This is a genomic window from Leucobacter chromiireducens (assembly GCF_051993095.1).
In the GTDB taxonomy this organism is placed as follows: Bacteria; Actinomycetota; Actinomycetes; order Actinomycetales; family Microbacteriaceae; genus Leucobacter; species Leucobacter chromiireducens.
In genome coordinates this window covers 2,635,287-2,653,980 of sequence record NZ_CP197024.1, presented here as the reverse complement: position 1 = coordinate 2,653,980, position 18,694 = coordinate 2,635,287, and the positions used below count along the sequence as shown (strand labels likewise).

The following is an 18,694-nucleotide window of genomic DNA, read 5'->3' as shown; positions in this document are numbered from 1 at the left end:
AGCTAGGAGCTGGACGAGCTGCTGGAGGAGCCCGATCCTGATCCGCTTGCCCGCGAGTCGGTGCGGTAGAAACCCGAGCCGTTGAACGTCACGCCGAGCGAGGAGCCGAAGACCTTGCGCAGCGCGCCGCCGCACTCGGGGCACTCGGTGAGCGCATCATCCGAGAACGACTGGTAGATGTCGAATGCGTGGCCGCAGTCGGCACACCGATAAGCGTAGGTAGGCACAATCAGTCAGCCTACCCCGTCTTGGCTGCGAAACGGCGGACCCCGGCCGGAGTGACCACGCCCGTGACGGGGATGTCGTGGGCATCGCGGGGGAGCGCGGCCACGAGATCCGCGTCGTGCACCACCGCGTAGACGGGCGGGCGCTGATCCAACGCTGCCAGACACCGGTCGTAGTAGCCGAGGCCCCAGCCGAGGCGCGTGCCCGCCCGGTCGACCGCGCACGCGGGGATGAGCATGAGGTCTGCGCTGCCGGCGGCGGTCGCGAGAAGCCTCGGCCCCACGGGCTCGCGGATGCCGTGACGCCCGGGCACCGGATCGCCCTGCCCCGCGAGCACCCACGCGAGGGTGTGGTCGGGAAGCGAGACCGGCAACAGCACTTCGATGCCCTGCTCGGTGGCCCACTGCCGAAACAGCTCGGGATCGGGCTCGCCCGCAGTCGCGAGGTAGCACGTCACCCGGCGTGCCTGTGCGGCCTCGACGAGCGCGATGAGGTGCGCGGAGATTTCGGCTGCCGCGGTGCTTCGATCTGATGGGGATCGCGTAGCCCGGCTCGCGCGCACCGCCGCGCGCACCCGCCGCTTTGCGCGCGCTCGCGCAGAAACCGGTGTGGCACCCACGGAACTGTCCATAGCGAAACCATACCTTTCCTGCGGAATCGCTGGCGGCCCAACTTTGTTCGCGCCTCTGCCGACATTAGGCTGGCCTGCATGACTGAAACGCAGCGCGCCGTCACGAAGGCCGTCGTCCCCGCCGCGGGGCTCGGTACCCGATTCCTTCCGGCGACGAAGGCGATGCCCAAGGAGATGCTCCCGATCGTCGATAAGCCGGCGATCCAGTACGTCGTCGAAGAGGCGGCATCTGCTGGCCTCGGCGACGTACTCATCATCACGGGCCGGAACAAGGACAATCTGGTCAACCACTTCGACAGCGTGCCGGAACTCGAGTACTCGCTTGAGCGCAAGGGCGACGAGGGCAAGCTCGGCAAGGTACACGAGTCGAGCGAGCTCGCCGAGGTGTACTTCCTGCGCCAGGGCCAGCCGCTCGGTCTCGGCCACGCGGTGGGCCGCGCGCGCGGCCACGTCGGCGACGAGTCGTTCGCGGTGCTGCTCGGTGACGACCTCATCGATGCGCGCGATCCGCTGCTCGACCGCATGATCGCTGAGCATGACAGCCGCGAGGCGACCGTCATCGCGCTCATGGAGGTGCCGCAGGAGTCGATCCACCTCTATGGCTGCGCTGCCGTTGAGGCGACCGACGATCCCGATGTAGTGCGCGTCACCGGCCTCGTGGAGAAGCCTGCCGCTGCAGAGGCGCCCTCGAATCTCGCTGTGATCGGCCGCTACGTGCTGCGCCCGGAGATCTTCGACATCCTCGACGAGCTCCCCCCGGGGCGCGGCGGCGAGATCCAGCTCACAGACGCGCTGAACCAGCTCGCCGAGGGCAAGGGTGAGGCACCGGTTTATGGTGTGATCTTCCGCGGTCGTCGCTACGACACGGGCGACCGTGCCGACTGGATCAAGGCAAACGTGCTGCTCGGTGTCGACCACGATGAGCTCGGCGGGGAGATCTCCGACTGGGTGATTGACTTCGCTGAGCAGCTGCGCGCGCGTCGCGAGGGCTAAGAACCCGTGCCGCTCGGCCAGGCGATTCCAGACCCGGGGCTGCTCAGCGTCGGGCGCGTGGGGTTGCGTGTCGTCCGAGCGGCCGACGCCGCCACGCTGCAGCGGCTCCTGCGCGAGAATCGCGAGTGGCTGCAGCCGTGGGAGGCGACGCACCCGAGCGGGCGCAGCATTGTGCCCGGTTCCGTGCCGATGCGCCCCACAATTCGTCTGCAGCGCCGGCAGCTGCGGGCGGGCAGCGGCGTACCGTTCGTCGTGCTGTACGACGGTGCGGTCGTCGGGCAGCTGAGTATCTCCGAGCTGAGCGGTGGTGCGCTGCAGTCCTCCCAGATCGGGTACTGGGTGTCGCAGCACGTCGCCGGTCGGGGTATCACTCCTGCCGCGGTCGCCCTCGCGATGGACTACATCTTTGGTGAGCTCGGGCTGCACCGCGTAGAGATCTGCATCCGACCGGAGAACTCCGCGTCGCTCCGCGTCGTGCAGAAGCTGGGGCTGCGGTACGAGGGTCGACGTCAGGACTACATCCACATCGACGGCGCCTGGCGCGACCACGAGTGCTTCGTGACGACCCGCGACGAGGGGCCAATGCTCGCCCGCCTGTCGTGGCCGCAGCACTGAGTTCGTACCTGAGTACCGTTCGTGTGGTGAACTCGCCGCGCCGCGGCGCGCCGGGACGCGCCGAACCGGGCGGCACCGTACAGTAATGCACATGACAGGCGGCGTGCTCGGAGGCGGAGTGATCTTCGTGATCGCTGCGCTGCTCTGGGCCGCCGTGCTCGTGCCCGCGTGGGCCCGCCGCCGCGAGTTCCGCGCCGCCGAGCGGAATGCTTTGCGGCTGCAGCGCACCCTTCGCATCCTCGCGGAGACGAGTGAGGTGCCGCAGGAGGTGCGGCTCGAGGCCACCGCACGCGAGGCCCTGGCGCACGAGAAGCTGCTCCGCACGGCTCAGCGTCAGCAGGAGGCCGAGCGCGAGGCAGAGCTCGCCGAGGCGCGCGCAGCGTCCGTGCGGGCGGAGATTCGCGCGCAGCAGATGCGGCGCCGGCAGGCCGCGGCTCAGCGTGCGGCAATGCTGCGCCGCCCGGCCGCTCGCCGCGTGCGTGCGATCGCCGCGCTTGGTGCCCTGATGGGCTTCCTCGGCGCGCTCGTGGGTATCGGCCTGCTCATCGCGGGAAGCGGCCCCGCGCTACTCGTGTGCGCGCTGCTTGTTGCACTGGCCTCGTTGGGCGCGCTTGTGCTGCTCGCCCCGGGGCGCGTGCGCGTCGAGCCGATCGCTGCGGAGCACGTGCCTGTTGAGGTCGCGCCCGCGCCCGTGGTTGAGGCGGAACCCGTCGCGACGGGGGAGACGGACGCGGCCGCCGAGGCGCACGCCGCCGCACAGCGCGCTGCGGCCGAACGCATCACCCGTGCTCGCGCGCTTGCCCGTGCACGCGCTGAGCGCCCGGCTGCTCAGGTGAACCAGACCGACTCGATCCTGCTCCGTGAGGTGCGCGAGCAGGTGGCCCGAGAGCACGCGCAGCGCCAGCAGGCTGCCCGTCCGACGGCTCAGGCTCCCGCGGCTCAGGCCCCCGCGGCTCAGGCCCCTGCTCAGGCCTCCCCGCAGCCCTCCGCGGGCCGGCCCCAGTCGTCTGCCGCGACAGCTCAGCAGCAGGCCGCTCAGAGCCGCCTGCGCGGTATGGGCGTCGTGGGCGATACGAGCGAGGGGATGCCCGATCTCGACGCGGTGCTCCGCCGTCGCCGCAACGCGGGCTGACCCGCACGACACGCTTCGCGCGCCTGCTGGGCGATTTTACGCGCGCACCCGCGCCTGCTAAACTCGATCGCTGTAAGGGTCTGTGGCGCAGTTGGTAGCGCGTCTCGTTCGCAATGAGAAGGTCAGGGGTTCGATTCCCCTCAGATCCACCACAGGAGGCCTCGCGTTTGCGGGGCCTCCTTCGGTTTTCAGGGCCCGGTGAACGAGGGTGCCCCGTGCGGCGATTACACTGTGAAAGTGGCCCCCGCACTCTGGATCTCCCTGCTCACCGCGACGATCGTGATCAGCCTGACCCCTGGGGCCGGCGCGATCAATACGATGTCGAATGCGCTCACCGTTGGGTGGCGCCGCTCGGTGTGGGGTGTGATCGGCCAGCAGCTCGCGCTCCTCGTGCACATCCTCATCGTTGCCGCTGGCGTCGGGGTACTCGTCGCGAGCACGCCTGCCCTACTCACCGGCATCCGCTGGGCCGGTGCCGCCTACCTCGTGTACCTCGGTGTGCGTCTGATCATCGCGAAACCCGAGCCAGAGGAAGACCCCGAGCGCACCGTCAACACGGGCCGCTGGGAACTGCTGCGCCGCGGATTCTGGGTGAACCTGCTCAACCCGAAGGCGGTCGTCTTCTTCCTGGCGTTCATTCCGCAGTTCATTCGGGCAGACCAGCCGCTGCTGCCGCAGTACCTCGTGCTCATCGCCACGGTGATGGGCGTCGACGTTGTGGTGATGTGGGGCTTCTTCGCGGGTGCCGCGAAGCCGTTCCGCCGCTATGCGTCGACCCCGCGCGGGCAGCGTACGCTCAACACCGTGTTCGGCTCGCTCTTCATCGCGGTGGCCGGCCTGCTCCTCTTCGTCCACTGATCACTGCAGCATGGACGTCTTCCCGCAGCTGAGCGTGGACCGGGGGATCCCGATCCCGATCGCAGAGCAGCTCACCGCGCGCATTCGGGAGGCCGTGCTTGCCGGGACCATCGCACCGGGAGAGGTGCTCCCCGCAAGCCGTGCCCTTGCGAGCGCGATCGGGGTGTCCCGCACCGTCGTCGTGTCGGCCTACGAACAGCTCGTGGGCGAGGGATTTCTCGAGAGCCGGCAGGGAGCGGGAACCCGCGTGGTGCCCGAGCTGCCCCGCTGGGGTGAATGGGAACGCCGTGGGGCCGATCCCGAGCACGGGAGTGTTTCGAACGGGCCAGCGAGCTCGGGATCGATCGATCTGCGCCCCGGCCGACCCCACGTTGCGGCAGCGCCCCCGCGAGAATTCGTGCGCGCGATGCAGGAGGCGGCGCGGCAGCCGTGGCACTCTGACGCACCGGACTCGAGCGGGATCCCCGCGCTGCGTGACGCCCTTGCAGCACACACGCGTCGATCGCGCGGGATCGCCTGCGCCGCGGCGGACGTCAGCGTGACGAGCGGCACCTCGGAGGCCTTGCTGCTGCTCGCGCTCGCGCTGCGTGCCGTGCACGGCCGTGCGCCGCGCATCGCGGTGGAGGATCCGGGATACGCGGAGGGCATCCGCGCGTTCGAGCGCGCTGGGGTGGAGATTGTGCGCGTGCCGGTCGGCGCCGACGGGGCAACCGCCCACGACCTTCGGGCGCTGAGCGCCGGGCAGCCTCTCGACGCGGTGCTCCTCACACCGAGCCACCAGTTTCCCCTCGGCGGGCGCATCCCAGCGGCAGAGCGGCTCGGCATTCTCGAGTGGGCGCGTGCAAGCGAGACACTGATCATCGAGGACGACTACGACAGTGAGTTTCGGCACGCGGGCGCGCTGCTGCCCGCGCTCGGATCGCTCGCCCCGGGCGTCGCGACGATCACCACGCTGAACAAAGTGCTCTCGCCATCCATCCGCTGCGCGGCGATCGTGCTCGTGGCAGAGAGCGCGGCGAGCCTCGCGTTGCAGACAGAGCTGCGTGCCGTGCGCGAAGATGTTGGGCCGCCGCTTCCCCTGATCCAGCAGAGCGGGCTCGCCACATTCCTCGAGAGCGGCGGATTTCGGCGCGAGCTCGCGCGCACGCGTCGCGAGTACGGGCACCGACGCGGGCTGCTGCTCGCGCGGCTGAGCGAGCTCGGGATCCCGGTGAGCGGCGCCGACGGCGGGCTCCACGTCGTCGTACCGCTCGAAGACCAGGACGGCGACGCGGTGGTGCAGGAACTTGCCGCGCAGGGTGTGCTCGTCGATCGTGTGGGCAACTACCGTGCGCGCCTCACGAAGACGCAGCAGGACGCGCTCATCATTGGCTACGGTGCTGAGCCCGCGACCCGGCTGCTGCGCGGCATTGACGTCGTCGTGGCAGCACTCGCCGCACACAACAGTGCCCCGCGCCGCTGAGCGACACGGGGCACCATCACGCAGTAGGCCCCGCCGGGCTCGAACCGGCGACCCGCGGATTAAAAGTCCGATGCTCTACCAACTGAGCTAGAGGCCCCTACTCGTTCTAATCTATCGTGTTTTTCCGTGCGCTCGATCCACGCGCGGCGCGCCCATGCGGCGTAGACTCGCCAGGTCCGATGCCGGCCCGCGCGAGCGGGCGATCCGAATCAAGGAGATGCGTGAGCCGAGAACACCTGCGACCCGTGCTGCAACCGAGCATGTCGTTCGACTGGATCATCGGTTCGGACGAGGCCGGCGCAGCGCACCGGCTCGCGCAGGAAACCTCGTGGGCATTGCTCGACCGTGTGCGCCGCGGCACCGATCCTTCCGTGGTTGACCGAGTCGTGGGGCTTGCCTCCGGTGAGGGCCTGCACGACATCGCCGAACTCTGGGCCGGGCAGAGCGCGCACTCGCTCGCCGGGGTGCTCTGGCGGCTCTACCTGCTGCGTCGGGTGGTTGACACCGATCCCGAGGCGGCCGCCGACCTGTTTCGACGCGGCTCCGAGGTGTCCGTGACGATCGACCCGATCGTGGCTGGTGCGCAGGAGCCGGTCACGCCGCTGTCGATCGTCGCGCTGTGCGACACGATTCTCCGCGGCGCGTTCGTGGGCGACCTCGGGGCGGCACTCGAGCGCGCGGCGAGCTACTGCCGCGTCATGGCGCTCGGAGCTGCCGACCTCGCCGACGCGCGGGACGCGCACGACGATGCGCACGCGGGCGAGCTCACCACGCGAGCGCTGCGCTACTCGACCCTCAGCCAGGAGCTGCACGCCGGCGCGCGCCGCTGGCGAGACGGAACGCTCGCGTAACCTGGTCGCCGTGCGGGCCGCGAATCGCGCGGGCCACACACCCCTGCCGCTCCGAAAGGGCCTGAGGTACACTGGTGTCGCCGGGCCGCAGTAACCCCGGGCTCCAATTTTTGCCGCTTCGAGCGGCCTTCCGCCGAGAGGCGTTTCTGCGGTCCGGTTTCTTTCTGCCCGGGGGTAGATTCCCGGTCTGGCCGAGCTCGGCAGCCCGGCGCTAGCCGACGTGCACCCACGGGCGATGCCGCGGATCTGGTGCAGCTTCGCGCAGCACCTCGCGCGTCATCGGGGCGACTTCGCCGTCACCGAAGAAGAAGAAGCGGGCGAGCTGGGCGACGGGGTTCCCCTCGGTCCAGCGGAAGTAGACGTGCGGCGTGCAGCCGATCGCGTCCTGCAGATGGAGCGCCACCGCCGCGATCGCATTGGGCACCGAGCTGGATTCCACCGCGAATACGCGGATGCCGTGCCTTTCGATGCCGCGCACGAGCAGCTCACCCTCGAAGTCCGAGCTGTCGGTCACCGTCACTTCGATGAAGAGCGGGGCGGCTTCGGTCAGGCCGTGCGCAATGCGTGCGTGCGCGAGCTTCTCGGCGTAGCGCTCGGGGCTGAGATCGTTCGGCTCGTGCGCAATCAGGTGCACCGTCTGTCCGGAGGCAATGAAGCTGGCAGCCGTGGGATCAAGATGCACCGCGGTGGCGCGCAGCTCAGTCGAGCGCGCGACGCGTGAGACGAGGCTCACCACGAGAATGCCGAGGAGAAAGCACCCCGCAATCTTGATGCCGTCGGGGCGCTCGATGATGTTGGCAACGGTCGTGTACGCAAACACGAGGCTGATGATGCCGAAGCCAACAGTGGCGCCGCGTTGGCCGCGAGCTCGGGCCGCGAGCGTCACCGCGATTGCGGCCGAGGAGATCAGCACGAGGACGCCCGTGGCGTACGCGCCGCCCTGCGCATCGACGCTCGCCTGGAAGATCCACGTGATGAGGAACGCGATCGCAGTGAACACGAAGACGAGCGGGCGAGTGGCGCGGGCCCACGCAGGCGCCATGCCGTAGTGCGGCAGGTAGCGCGGCACGAGGTTCAGCAGCCCCGCCATCGCGGATGCGCCAGCGAACCACAGAATGGCGATCGTCACGAGGTCGTAGGCAGTGCCGAAACCCTCGCCGAGTAATTGATGCGCGAGGTACGCGAGCGCGCGGCCGTTTGCCGCCCCGCCCGGCTGAAACTCAGCGGCGGGGATGAGCGCAACCGTGGTGATCGACGAGGTGATGAGGAAGCCGCTCATGATGAGAGCGGACGTGGTGAGGAGCCGGCGTGCGCCGCGGATCCGGCCGGTGGGCTGCTCCTCGGTGTCGCTCGCGTCCCCGCGAATCTGAGGCATCACCGCGACCCCGGTCTCGAACCCGGAGAGGCCGAGCGCGAGCTTGGGGAAAACGACGAGTGCGATCCCAATCACAAAGATGGGGTTGCCGTGCTGCGTGGTGAGCACGCTCCACCAGTCGCCGAGCGGGGCCGGGTGCGCGATGAGCTGTGCGCCGGCGACCGCGATGACCACGAGGTTTGCCGCGAGGAAGAGCCCCACAAGCGCGGTTGCAACGCGGATCGCCTCACGGAAGCCACGCAGAAAGACGATGCCCAGTCCGCCGAGCAGCGCGAGCGTGATGACAACTTCCTGCCCGCGCAGCGCCTCCGGGGCAAACGGGTTTTCCACGAGGTGCGCCGTCGCGTCGGCGGCGGAGAGCGTCATGGTGATCATGAAGTCGGTCGCGGCGAAGCCGAGCAACACCAGCACGGCGAGCTTGCCGCCCCAGCGGGGGAGCAGTCGGGCAAGCATGGCGATCGAGCCGGTGCCGTGGGGGCTCTCCTGGGCAACTCTGCGGTAGACGGGCAGAGCGCCCGCGACCGTAACGAGTACGAGCACGATCGTGGCGATCGGTGCGATGGCGCCCGAGGCAAGGGCGGCGATGGCGGGCTGATAGCCGAGCGTGGAGAAGTAGTCGACCCCCGTGAGGCACATGACGCGGAACCAGTGCGCCCGGCGATGCGCGCGTGGACGGCCGTGAGGCCCGGTGTGCTCGCCCGGGGCCTCGGCGGTCTCGGCGAGCAACCACGTGCGGAGGCCTCGGGGCCGGCGCCGCCCGGGCAGATCCTGCGGCGCGGTCTCGAGAGATGACCTGTTCGCACTAGTGTTCACGACGTAACAGTACGTCCGCGGCGGCAGGGGTGTCTACCGCCGCGGACGCTGAGCGTGGCGCAGCACACACGCCCACGCACAAACACGCGATCGGGGTCACTCTGGCAGGGTGTCGCCGCGCTGAGATGCGCGACACCGTGCCGGAGTGACCCCGATCGGGAAGGGGAGACGGGGAGGGGCTTAGCCGAAGCGGCCCGACACGTAGTCCTCCGTGGCCTGCACCGACGGCGTCGAGAAGATCGTCGACGTGTCGTCGTACTCGATGAGCTTGCCCGGCTTGCCGGTGCCCGCGATGTTGAAGAATGCGGTGCGGTCGGAGACGCGGGAGGCCTGCTGCATGTTGTGCGTCACGATCACGATCGTGTACTCCTGCTTCAGCTGGTCGATGAGATCCTCGATGGCCAGCGTCGAGATCGGATCGAGTGCCGAGCAGGGCTCATCCATGAGGAGCACCTCGGGGGACACCGCGATCGCGCGTGCGATGCACAGACGCTGCTGCTGGCCGCCGGACAGACCGGAACCCGGCTTGTCGAGGCGATCCTTCACCTCGTTCCAGAGATTCGCCCCGGTGAGCGACTTCTCGACGAGATCCTCAGCGTCGCTCCTCGACATCTTCCGGTTGTTGAGACGCACGCCGGCGAGCACGTTCTCACGAATCGACATTGTGGGGAACGGGTTGGGGCGCTGGAACACCATGCCCACCTGGCGACGCACGAGCACAGGATCGACGCCCGCGCCGTACAGGTCCTCGCCGTCGAGCAGCACCTCACCCTCGACGCGCGCGCCGGGGATCGCCTCGTGCATGCGGTTCAGGGTGCGGAGGAAGGTCGACTTGCCGCAGCCCGACGGGCCGATGAAGGCGGTGACGCTGCGGGGCTCGATGTTCATCGTGACCCCCTCGACCGCGAGGAACTTCGAGTAGTAGACGTTGAGGTCCGAGACCTCGATGCGCTTCGACATTCGGTGTGCTTTCCTTTGGCTGCGGAATCTGGGTGCCGCGTTAGCGGCCGAACTTGGGCGAGAACCACTTCGCGATGAGGCGTGCGAAGAGGTTGAGTGCCATGACGATGAGGATCAGGAGGAGCGCTGCGGCCCAGGCGCGCTCGAAGAACGCGTAGGCCGGGTTGCCCTGGTTCGCGAACTGCGTGTACACGTACACGGGCAGCGACTGCATGCGATCCGAGAAGAGGTTGTAGTTCATCGACGCGGTGAAGCCCGCAGTGATGAGCAGCGGTGCGGTCTCGCCGATCACGCGGGCGATCGCGAGCATGACACCCGTCGTGATGCCGGCGATGGAGGTGGGCAACACGATCTTGAGGATCGTGCGCCACTTCGGCACGCCGAGCGCGTAGGAGGCCTCGCGGAGCTCGTTCGGGACGAGGCGGAGCATCTCCTCGCTCGAGCGGACGACGACCGGGATCATCAGGACCGAGAGGGCGACCGCGCCGACGATACCCATTCGCACGCCGGGCCCGAAGAACACCGCGAACAGGGCGAACGCGAAGAGGCCGGCCACGATCGAGGGAATACCCGTCATCACGTCGACGAGGAAGGTGATGATCTTCGCGAGGCGGCCGCGGCCGTACTCGACGAGGTAGATCGAAGTCATGAGGCCGAGCGGCACCGAGATGATCGTCGCGGCGAGTGTGATGAGCAGCGTGCCGATCATCGCGTGGAGTGCGCCGCCGCCCTCGCCGGTGACGTTGCGCATCGAGCTGGTGAAGAACTCCGCGTCGAAACGCGCTACACCGTTCGAGACGACCGTGATGCCGACCGAGATGAGCGGCACCATCGCGAGGAGGAAGGCGCCGGTCACGAGGCCCGTGACGAAGCGGTCAACCGCCTGGCGGCCGCCCTCGACCGTGGCCGAGAGGATCGTAATGACCGCGAGGTAGGCGAGGGCACCGATGAGCACTGCGCCAACGAGGGAGAACTCGGAGCCGCTTGCCGCGGCGAGCAGCGCAAAGAGCGCGAAGGAACCGACGAGGCTCGCGCCAAGCACGATCCACGGGGTGCTGCGCGGCAGACGATTGCCCGCAAGGGCTGATCCCGCATGGACGGGGCGGACGGTGAGTGCCACGGGTGCGCTCCTCTTTTCTTTCCGTTCGGTCTGCTGCAGCATTAGTTGGCGGCGTTGAACTCTGCCCGGCGGCTGATGATCCAGCGTGCGAGCGCGTTCACCAGGAAGGTGACGATGAACAGGATGAGGCCGGTCGCGATGAGCACGTTGATGTTCTCGCCGTAGGCCTCAGGGAAGGCGAGCGCGATGTTCGCCGCGATCGTGGACGGGTTCTCGGAAGTGAGCAGCTTGAAGCTCACTACGCCGGTCGCGGAGAGCACCATGGCGACGGCCATGGTCTCGCCGAGCGCGCGGCCGAGGCCGAGCATGGCTGCCGAGATGATGCCGGGGCGGCCGAACGGCAGCACAGCGAGCCGGATCATCTCCCAGCGCGTGGCGCCGAGTGCGAGCGCGGCCTCCTTGTGGAGCACGGGAGCCTGCAGGAAGATCTCGCGGCAGATCGCGGTCATGATCGGGAGGATCATCACGGCAAGTACGAGGGCCGCGGTGAGGATGGTGCGGCCGGTGCCGGTGACGACGCCGCCGAAGAGCGGGATCCAGCCGAGGTTGTCGTTCAGCCAGGCGTAGACGGGCTGCGCCGCGGGGGCGAGCACGCCGATGCCCCACAAGCCGAACACAACGCTCGGAACGGCGGCGAGGAGATCGACGACGTAGCCGAGCAGCTGCGCGAGCTGGCGGGGCGCGTAGTGCGAGATGAACAGGGCGATGCCGATGGCGAGCGGCAGCGCCACGGCGAGAGCGAGGGCGGCTGCCCACACGGTGCCGAAGACCAGGGGGCCAACGTAGGCCCAGAAGTTGCTGCTGAGGAGCGACGCAGTCTCGTTGGTCGCGACGAAGGCGGGGAGACTGCGAACGATCAGGAAGATCGCGACGGCTGCAAGCGTCACGAGGATCATGCTGCCCGCGAAGAGCGCGGACCGCGAGAAGACGCGATCGCCGAGGCTCAGCACCGGCTTGGAAGGGGCGGAAGCGGTGGTCACTCGGGCTCCTGGTTCGTGACGGGTGTTCGTGGGGTGAAGCACGGCGAGTGGGGTGCGGCCGAAGCCGCACCCCACTCAGAGCGATTAGCTGATCGCGTCGATGGCGGGCTGGATCTTGGTGCGCAGATCCGCCGAGATCGGGGCGCTGCCCGCGGCGTCAGCCGCGACCTTCTGACCCTCTTCGCTGACGATGTAGCTGAAGTACTCCTTGACGAGCTCCGCGTTGGCGGAATCGGCGTACTGCTCGCAGCCCACGAGGTAGCTGACGAGAACGATCGGGTAGACGCCGGCCTCGGTGGAGGTGCGGTCGAGCTTGATCGCGAGATCGTGGTCGGTGCGACCCTCCTCGAGCGGCGACGCGTCAACGATTGCTGCGGCGGCCTCGGGGGTGTATGCGACGTACTCCTCGCCGACCTTGATCTCGACGGTGCCGAGCTCGCCGGCGCGCGATGCGTCTGCGTAGCCGATGGTGCCGACGCCGTTGGTGACGGCCTCAACGACGCCCGAGGTGCCTTGTGCACCCTCGCCGCCGAACTCGGTGGGCCAGGACTCGATCGAGCCAACGGTCCAGTCGCTCGGTGCCGCAGCCGCGAGGTAGTCGGTGAAGTTGCCGGTGGTGCCCGACTCGTCCGAGCGGTGCACGGCGGTGATGTTCTGGTCGGGGAGCGAGACGCCCTCGTTCTGCGAGGCGATCGCGGGGTCGTTCCACTTGGTGATCTTGCCCGAGAAGATCTTCGCCACGGTCGCGGCGTCGAGCTTCAGCGAGTCCACGCCCTCAACGTTGAAGATGAGCGCGATGGGGGAGATGTACGCGGGGAACTCGACGATGCCGGTGTCGGGTGCGCAGGTCTGGAACGGGCCAGCCGTGATCTCCTCGGCCTTGAACGCGCGATCCGAGCCGGCGAAGGCGCTTGCGCCCTGCTGGAAGGTCTCGCGGCCAGCGCCCGAGCCCGTGGGGTCGTAGTTCACGGTGACGTCAGCGTGGGTGGTCTGGAAACCGGCGACCCATGCCTCCTGGGCCGAGCCCTGCGAGGAGGCGCCCGCACCGACGAGCTCGCCAGCGAGCGAGGAGTTGGTGTTGCCGCCGTCTGCCGGAGCGGTCGAGCCCGACTCGTTTGCGGCGCAGGAGGTCAGCGTGAGCGCGGCGAGTCCGCCGATGGCCGCGACCTTGGTCAGTGCTGAGAGCTTCACGTGCGTGTGATCCAATCTGAAAGCGGATGTTGGAGGTGGCCTCGTTCGGCCACACCCCCACGCTAAGCGGGCAGTGTGAAGCGCGGTCTGCCAGCGGGTGAACAACGGGTGAACGAGTGGGAGCGGCTGTGCGACGGCAGTACCGGGCGGCGACCCCGCGCGGTCACCCTGAGTTCAGTTCCCGGCCCCCCTGTGGGGTTCGTTCGCGCTCGGTTCGCCGCCCGGCTCGCCGCGACATCGCGGCGTCTCAGTGCTTGAGCGGATACGTCTCGACGGCCAAGATCCCCGCACCGGGTCGGGTCCGCGAGAAGTGGAACACGGAGAACCCGCCGGGAGGCAGCGCGGTCGCCGCAGAGAGGTACTCGCCGGGCACGCTGCCCGTCGCGAGCACGAGCTCGCGGGCGAGGTCGGGCAGCACCGGCCGATGGCTGCACACCACGGTGTTCTTGCCGCGCGTAATGATCTTGCCCATGAGGCGGCGCGTGTCCGCGAGATCGCCCGCGTCCCAAAAGTCCTGGCTCAGCGCCTCCGACACGCGCACGCGCTTGTCGAGGTAGGCGGCGAGCGGCGCGACCGTGTCGAGACAGCGCCTGGCACTCGATGAGCGGATGCGCTTCGGCCCGAAGGACGCGAGGATCGGCACGAGGGTGCGCGCCTGCTTCTCGCCGACCGCGGTCAGTGCGCGCAGGTGATCGACGGGGGCATCCTCGCCGCGCGGCTCTGCCTTCGCATGCCGCAGGAGCGTCACCGAGAAGGTGTCGAGCAGCCCGTGCTCTGCCAGCCGGAGGAACACATCGTAGAGCTCGCGGTCAGCCTTGTACGAGAGCCGGGCACGCGCCGCATTCGCGGGCACCCACTCGAGCGCCTGCACCTCGTTGTTCGGCGTGAACGTGGAGGCGAGTGCGGCATCACCCGTCACCTCGGCGGCCCAGTACTGCACGGTTTTTTGACGATTGCCGCTCAGCTCGTAGTGGATCGTGCCGAGGTTGACCCCGAGTGATACGCGGAGACCGGTCTCCTCCTCGGTCTCGCGGACCGCCGCCTCGGGCATGCTCTCTCCGGGATCGAGCTTGCCCTTCGGGAACGACACATCGCGCTGCTTGGTGCGGTGGATGAGCAGCACGTGCAGCTGCTCCCCACGCGGCGTCGGAACGCGACGCCAGCACACCGTGCCGGCGGCAAGAATTTCGGTGCTCACCGCGTTCTCCGTGCCCTCGCCTCAGTTCGGTCGATCATCACGAGGTCCTGGAGATCGGGCAGCAGTTCGCCCTCCTCGCTGATCACGCGGCGCTGCCAGGTGCCATCGGGCAGCATGCGCCACGACGACACATCGTCACTGAACGCGAACGAGAAGAACCGGTCGATCCGCTCCAGGTGCTCGCGGTCCGAGATGCTGACGAGTACCTCGATGCGGCGGTCGAGGTTGCGGTGCATAAGGTCGGCGCTGCCGATGAACACGTCGCGTTCCCCGGAATTCTCAAACGCGTAAATGCGCGAGTGCTCGAGGTAGCGCCCGAGCACGGACCGCACCTGGATGTTCTCGGAGAGGCCGGGCACGCCCGCGCGGATCGAGCAGATGCCGCGCACCCACACCTCGATCGGCACACCGGCCTGGCTGGCGCGGTAGAGGGCGTCGATGATGGCCTCGTCGACCATCGAGTTGGCCTTTAGCTTGATGCCGCTCGGCAGGCCAGCGCGTGCGTTCGCGGCCTCGCGCTCGATTCGCTCGAGCAGGCCGTGACGCAGCTGCAGCGGGGCCACGAGCAAGCGGTTGTAGTCGGTCTCGATCGCGTAGCCAGAGAGGACGTTGAACAGCTTCGTCACGTCGCGGCCCACCTCGGGCGAGGACGTGAACAGGCCGAAGTCTTCGTAGATGCGGCTCGTCTTCGGATTGTAGTTGCCCGTGCCGATGTGGCAGTAGTGGGCGAGCTTGCCGCCCTCCTCACGAATCACCTGCACGAGCTTGCAGTGCGTCTTGAGCCCCACGAGCCCGTACACCACGTGCACGCCGGCCTGCTCCAGCTTGCGGGCCCACGTGATGTTGGCCTCCTCGTCAAAGCGCGCCTTCACCTCGACGAGCGCGAGCACCTGCTTGCCCGCCTCAGCGGCCTTGATGAGCGCCGCAACGATCGGGCTGTCGCCCGAGGTGCGATACAGCGTTTGCTTGATGGCAAGCACATCGGGATCGGTGGCCGCCTGCTCGAGGAACGCCTGCACACTGGTGGCAAACGACTCGTACGGGTGGTGCACGAGCACCTCGCGGCGGGCGATCGCGGCGAACGTGTCCGGGCGCTCGCTCGGCGAGTTCGTGCGGAACTTCGGGTGCGTCACGGGGATGTGCGGCTTGAACTTCAGGTCCGGGCGGGGCAGCCCGGTGAGCGCGAACAGACCCGAGAGGTCAAGCGGCGCTGGGAGCGTGTACACCTGCTCCTCGTCGATGTCGAACTCGCGAACGAGCAGCTCGAGCGTCGCGGGATCCATGTCGTCCGAGATTTCCAGCCGAATGGGCGGGCCGAATCGGCGGCGCAGCAGCTCCTTCTCGAGCGCCTGGATGAGGTTCTCGGTCTCGTCCTCTTCGATCTCCATGTCCTCGTTGCGCGTCACGCGGAAGACGTGGTGGTCGATGACCTCCATGCCGGGGAAGAGTCCGTCGAGCTGGTTGGCGATGAGCGCCTCGAGCGGGATGTAGCGAATATCCTCGGCGTCCTCGCGGCGATCAACCCGCACGTACCGCGGGATCATCTGCGGCACTTTGAGACGCGCAAACTCGATCTTGTCGGTGCGGGTGTTGCGGACACGGATCGACAGGTTGAGCGCGCGCCCGGAAATGTAGGGGAACGGGTGCGCCGGGTCGACCGCAAGCGGCATGAGCACGGGATAGATCCGCTGTTCGTAGTACTCGGTGAGCACCACGCGGTCGGCGTCGTCGAGCTGTTCCCAGTCGACGATCTTGATGCCGGCATCGGCGAGCGCCGGCTGCACCTGCTCACGGAAGCAGTTCGCGTGCCGCACCTGCAGCTCGTACGCGGTGCGGTTGATGTCTGCGAGCACATCGGTGGGCGCCCGACCCACATTGGTGGGCACCGCGAGCCCGGTGATGATGCGACGCTTGAGCCCCGCGACGCGCACCATGAAGAACTCGTCGAGGTTCGACGCGAAGATCGCGAGGAAGTTTGCCCGTTCGAGCAGCGGCACGGTGGGATCCTCGGCGAGCTCGAGCACGCGTTGGTTGAACGCCAGCCAGCTCAGCTCGCGGTCGATGTACCGATCCGCGGGAAGTGGTGCGAGATCGGTGGCGACTTCAGGCGTCTCTTCGCTCATGCACCCATTCTGGCATCCGCGGCGCCCTGACCGCCCGCTTCCCACTGGCGACTGCGTGAATCAATGGTGAACCCAGCGGTTTCGTAAAGGCGAACAGCGCGCTCGTTGTCACCATCGACGTACAGGGTGACGCTGCGCGGTGCGTGCTGCGCCATGCGCGCGAGCGTCACGTCGAGCAGCAGGCGCCCGAGTCTGCGCCCGGCATTCTCGGGGTGCACCGCGAGCGCGTAGAGTTCGGTGTCGACCGCGCCGGTGGCCGCATCTCGCACGGTCTTCAGCCACGTCGAGCCGATCACGTCGCCGTGTGCATCGGAGAGCAGGATGAGGTCTGCCGGATCGAACCACGGCTCCTCGCGCAGCAGTGCGAGGTCCGCCTCGGTCATGCGCCCCTGCTCAGGGTGCGTAGAGAAAGCGGCCGCATTGACGCGCACCCAGTCGGCCGCGTCGTTCGCTCCCTCGCCGAAGGTGTGGAGTGCGAGCCCGCCGGGCGCGAGCTGCAGCGGATCCTGCCCATCGCTCGGCAGCAGATTGGGATCGAGCCCCATGCGGTACAGCGAACGGATGGGCGCGAATCCTGCCCGTTCGAGGAGCGCGGTAGCTGCGGGGTTCTCGCCGTGCGCCCAGGCGCGCAGCGGACCGGAGCCGAGCTGATGCTGGGCGAGTAGCGCGACGAGGGCGGCGCGGCCGACCCCGCGCCCACGCGCCGCGGGGTGCACGACCAGATCCACCTCGCCCTCACCGATGATGCCGAGCGCGATCGGCTCGGCGCTGGGCGCCGCGGCATCGCCGAAGAGTAGGAGAGTGCGCTGGCCGCGCGTCACTGCGAGCATCGCCTGATCCGAGATCGGCGGCGTACCGTCAGCGGCCTCAGCGCTCGCGGTCAGCGCCCGGGCGGCAACGAGCGCCTCGGCGGTGGGGGCCGTGCCGGCGCCGAACGTGAGATCAGTGAGCTGCACCATCGGTGTCCTCCTCGTCTTCCGCGAGCCGGGCGCGCGCGAATCCATAGCCGACGCCACGAACGGTGCTGATGAGACCCTCGTGGTCGCCGAGCTTTGCCCGGAGCCGGCGCACGTGCACGTCGACCGTGCGCGTGCCGCCAAAGTAGTCTGTGCCCCACACCTCGCTGAGCAGCTGCTCACGGGTGAACACGCGGCCAGGGTGGCCGGCAAGGAAGTGGAGCAGCTCGAACTCCTTGTAGGTGAGATCGAGCGGTCGGCCGAACAGGCGGGCCGTGAAATTTGATTCGTCAATGACAACGCCCGCGGCCTGGACCGCGGGCGGGGGAGTCTGCGTGGCTGACTGCTGCTCGAGCAGACGCAGGCGAAGTTCGATCTCCGCCGGGCTCGCGGTCGGCAGGAGCAGCTCGGACACCCCCCACTCACTCGTCAGCGCGGTGAGTGCGACCTCGGGCAGGATCACCACGCGCGGCGTGGCCACCCCCGAGGCGAGGCTCAGGCATGCGCTCCGTGCGCGGCGGGCATCCAGGGTGCCGTCAATGAGGATCGCATCGTAGCGTGCGGCAAGCGTCTCGGGAATGTGCAGCGCGAGCGGCGAGGTGCGCAGCTCGTGCGGCAGGAGGTCGAGGCCGGGGAGTGACTCACCCGGATCCCGGTCCGTGAGGCAGAGCAGCTCCATGCGCGGGGCTCCCTTCCTCGGTCCAATGAACGACCCCATTCTACGGGGGCTTTCGTTTCCGCTCCGTTTCGCGCAGGTCACACGCCCAAGACAGTACGCTCCGGATCAGGCAGCCCTTTCCGGCGGGGTGTGGAAGAATGTGGCCGTGACTGAGTCCCAGACTGAAGAGCCACGCGAGATGCCCGACGTGCACTCGTGGCACGTGCCGCGCCTGCTCATCGCGTGGGCGGTCGCGGCCATCATTGGCACGCTCGTCACGATTCTGGTGCCCAATGAAGATCGCTTTGCGTGGTTGGTCTTCGCGATCGGCGCGAGCACGCTCGTCACCTTTGGCCTCCAACTGGGTACTGCCCAGCGCGAGGGATTCATCACCCGGGTGGCGTTCAGCGTTGCCGGCTCTGTGCTGGTGATCGGCGTGATCGACGTGATCGGTCTGCTCGTCGACTAGCCGTCTGGTGCGAGCTGCGCGGTGCGCACGGTTCGGCTAGACTAGCCTCATGCTGCTTGCGCTCGAACTCTTTTTTCTCGGCCT

At 68.4% G+C, this 18,694-nt stretch carries 18 protein-coding genes and 2 tRNA genes; 8 read left to right on the top strand and 12 right to left on the bottom strand.

Annotated elements, in window-relative coordinates:
* Positions 1 to 2: 2 nt before the first annotated feature.
* Positions 3 to 227 carry an FmdB family zinc ribbon protein gene (locus tag ACR81A_RS12065; protein WP_202380885.1) on the bottom strand — a complete coding sequence of 75 codons (225 nt, stop codon included), beginning with the start codon at positions 225 to 227 and terminating at the stop codon, positions 3 to 5.
* An 11-nt stretch (positions 228 to 238) separates the two neighbouring features.
* A complete protein-coding gene (locus ACR81A_RS12060; protein WP_440311937.1) occupies positions 239 to 856 on the bottom strand; it encodes a 5-formyltetrahydrofolate cyclo-ligase in 618 nt (205 codons plus the stop codon).
* Between the two features lie 78 nt (positions 857 to 934).
* On the opposite strand from ACR81A_RS12060, the gene ACR81A_RS12055 reads away from it, so the two are divergent.
* The 6 genes from ACR81A_RS12055 to pdxR all read left to right on the top strand — a co-directional run bounded on the left by ACR81A_RS12055 (position 935) and on the right by pdxR (position 5,916).
* Positions 935 to 1,849 (top strand): UTP--glucose-1-phosphate uridylyltransferase, encoded by a 915-nt coding sequence (locus ACR81A_RS12055; RefSeq protein WP_440311936.1) that lies wholly within the window; start codon positions 935 to 937, stop codon positions 1,847 to 1,849.
* 6 nt (positions 1,850 to 1,855) lie between these two features.
* Positions 1,856 to 2,464 (top strand): GNAT family N-acetyltransferase, encoded by a 609-nt coding sequence (locus tag ACR81A_RS12050; RefSeq protein WP_202380888.1) that lies wholly within the window; start codon positions 1,856 to 1,858, stop codon positions 2,462 to 2,464.
* A 91-nt stretch (positions 2,465 to 2,555) separates the two neighbouring features.
* Positions 2,556 to 3,596, top strand: a complete 1,041-nt coding sequence (locus ACR81A_RS12045) for a hypothetical protein (RefSeq protein ID WP_440311935.1) — start codon at positions 2,556 to 2,558, stop codon at positions 3,594 to 3,596.
* Positions 3,597 to 3,672: 76 nt separating this feature from the next.
* Positions 3,673 to 3,748, top strand: a tRNA-Ala gene (locus ACR81A_RS12040).
* A gap of 85 nt (positions 3,749 to 3,833) precedes the next feature.
* A complete protein-coding gene (locus ACR81A_RS12035; protein ID WP_440311934.1) occupies positions 3,834 to 4,454 on the top strand; it encodes a LysE family translocator in 621 nt (206 codons plus the stop codon).
* 10 nt (positions 4,455 to 4,464) lie between these two features.
* On the top strand, positions 4,465 to 5,916 hold the full coding sequence (gene pdxR, locus ACR81A_RS12030; RefSeq protein WP_440311933.1) for a MocR-like pyridoxine biosynthesis transcription factor PdxR: 1,452 nt from the start codon (positions 4,465 to 4,467) through the stop codon (positions 5,914 to 5,916).
* Positions 5,917 to 5,940: 24 nt separating this feature from the next.
* Here pdxR and ACR81A_RS12025 read toward each other — a convergent pair.
* Positions 5,941 to 6,013 (bottom strand) — tRNA-Lys (locus tag ACR81A_RS12025).
* 124 nt (positions 6,014 to 6,137) lie between these two features.
* Between ACR81A_RS12025 and ACR81A_RS12020 the strand changes: the two genes are divergently transcribed.
* A complete protein-coding gene (locus ACR81A_RS12020) occupies positions 6,138 to 6,767 on the top strand; it encodes a hypothetical protein (RefSeq protein WP_440311932.1) in 630 nt (209 codons plus the stop codon).
* A gap of 211 nt (positions 6,768 to 6,978) precedes the next feature.
* On the opposite strand, the gene ACR81A_RS12015 is transcribed toward ACR81A_RS12020, so the two are convergent.
* From ACR81A_RS12015 to ACR81A_RS11975, 9 genes are all read right to left on the bottom strand, one after another.
* On the bottom strand, positions 6,979 to 8,778 hold the full coding sequence (locus ACR81A_RS12015; RefSeq protein WP_440313152.1) for an amino acid transporter: 1,800 nt from the start codon (positions 8,776 to 8,778) through the stop codon (positions 6,979 to 6,981).
* A 357-nt stretch (positions 8,779 to 9,135) separates the two neighbouring features.
* Complete coding sequence (gene pstB / locus ACR81A_RS12010; RefSeq protein ID WP_202380893.1) at positions 9,136 to 9,915, bottom strand: phosphate ABC transporter ATP-binding protein PstB; 780 nt, start codon at positions 9,913 to 9,915, stop codon at positions 9,136 to 9,138.
* A gap of 40 nt (positions 9,916 to 9,955) precedes the next feature.
* Positions 9,956 to 11,077, bottom strand: coding sequence for a phosphate ABC transporter permease PstA (gene pstA / locus ACR81A_RS12005; RefSeq protein ID WP_202380894.1), 1,122 nt, complete (start codon positions 11,075 to 11,077; stop codon positions 9,956 to 9,958).
* Positions 11,077 to 12,015, bottom strand: a complete 939-nt coding sequence (gene pstC, locus ACR81A_RS12000) for a phosphate ABC transporter permease subunit PstC (RefSeq protein WP_440311931.1) — start codon at positions 12,013 to 12,015, stop codon at positions 11,077 to 11,079. Before pstC ends, pstA begins: the two co-directional genes overlap by 1 nt.
* Positions 12,016 to 12,099: 84 nt before the next feature.
* Positions 12,100 to 13,206, bottom strand: a complete 1,107-nt coding sequence (gene pstS / locus ACR81A_RS11995; RefSeq protein WP_440311930.1) for a phosphate ABC transporter substrate-binding protein PstS — start codon at positions 13,204 to 13,206, stop codon at positions 12,100 to 12,102.
* A 247-nt stretch (positions 13,207 to 13,453) separates the two neighbouring features.
* Positions 13,454 to 14,404 (bottom strand): NUDIX hydrolase, encoded by a 951-nt coding sequence (locus ACR81A_RS11990; protein WP_440311929.1) that lies wholly within the window; start codon positions 14,402 to 14,404, stop codon positions 13,454 to 13,456.
* Entirely contained in the window at positions 14,401 to 16,527 is a 2,127-nt protein-coding gene (locus ACR81A_RS11985; protein ID WP_440311928.1) for an RNA degradosome polyphosphate kinase, read from the bottom strand. Before ACR81A_RS11985 ends, ACR81A_RS11990 begins: the two co-directional genes overlap by 4 nt.
* Positions 16,524 to 17,486 (bottom strand): mycothiol synthase, encoded by a 963-nt coding sequence (gene mshD, locus ACR81A_RS11980; RefSeq protein WP_440311927.1) that lies wholly within the window; start codon positions 17,484 to 17,486, stop codon positions 16,524 to 16,526. The genes ACR81A_RS11985 and mshD overlap by 4 nt, the downstream gene beginning before the upstream one ends.
* On the bottom strand, positions 17,470 to 18,162 hold the full coding sequence (locus tag ACR81A_RS11975) for a winged helix-turn-helix transcriptional regulator (RefSeq protein WP_440311926.1): 693 nt from the start codon (positions 18,160 to 18,162) through the stop codon (positions 17,470 to 17,472). Before ACR81A_RS11975 ends, mshD begins: the two co-directional genes overlap by 17 nt.
* A gap of 145 nt (positions 18,163 to 18,307) precedes the next feature.
* Between ACR81A_RS11975 and ACR81A_RS11970 the strand changes: the two genes are divergently transcribed.
* Positions 18,308 to 18,610, top strand: coding sequence for a hypothetical protein (locus tag ACR81A_RS11970; RefSeq protein ID WP_440311925.1), 303 nt, complete (start codon positions 18,308 to 18,310; stop codon positions 18,608 to 18,610).
* Positions 18,611 to 18,694 lie beyond the last annotated feature (84 nt).

Excerpts from the sequence above, each read along its gene's own strand:
- ACR81A_RS12060 (WP_440311937.1), bottom strand. The coding sequence starts at position 856 with ATGGACAGTTCCGTGGGTGCCACACCGGTTTCTGCGCGAGCGCGCGCA.
- ACR81A_RS12055 (WP_440311936.1), top strand. The coding sequence starts at position 935 with ATGACTGAAACGCAGCGCGCCGTCACGAAGGCCGTCGTCCCCGCCGCG.
- ACR81A_RS12045 (WP_440311935.1), top strand. The coding sequence starts at position 2,556 with ATGACAGGCGGCGTGCTCGGAGGCGGAGTGATCTTCGTGATCGCTGCG.
- pdxR (WP_440311933.1), top strand. The coding sequence starts at position 4,465 with ATGGACGTCTTCCCGCAGCTGAGCGTGGACCGGGGGATCCCGATCCCG.
- ACR81A_RS12015 (WP_440313152.1), bottom strand. The coding sequence starts at position 8,778 with ATGTGCCTCACGGGGGTCGACTACTTCTCCACGCTCGGCTATCAGCCC.
- pstB (WP_202380893.1), bottom strand. The coding sequence starts at position 9,915 with ATGTCGAAGCGCATCGAGGTCTCGGACCTCAACGTCTACTACTCGAAG.
- pstA (WP_202380894.1), bottom strand. The coding sequence starts at position 11,077 with ATGCTGCAGCAGACCGAACGGAAAGAAAAGAGGAGCGCACCCGTGGCA.
- ACR81A_RS11985 (WP_440311928.1), bottom strand. The coding sequence starts at position 16,527 with ATGAGCGAAGAGACGCCTGAAGTCGCCACCGATCTCGCACCACTTCCC.
- mshD (WP_440311927.1), bottom strand. The coding sequence starts at position 17,486 with ATGGTGCAGCTCACTGATCTCACGTTCGGCGCCGGCACGGCCCCCACC.
- ACR81A_RS11975 (WP_440311926.1), bottom strand. The coding sequence starts at position 18,162 with ATGGAGCTGCTCTGCCTCACGGACCGGGATCCGGGTGAGTCACTCCCC.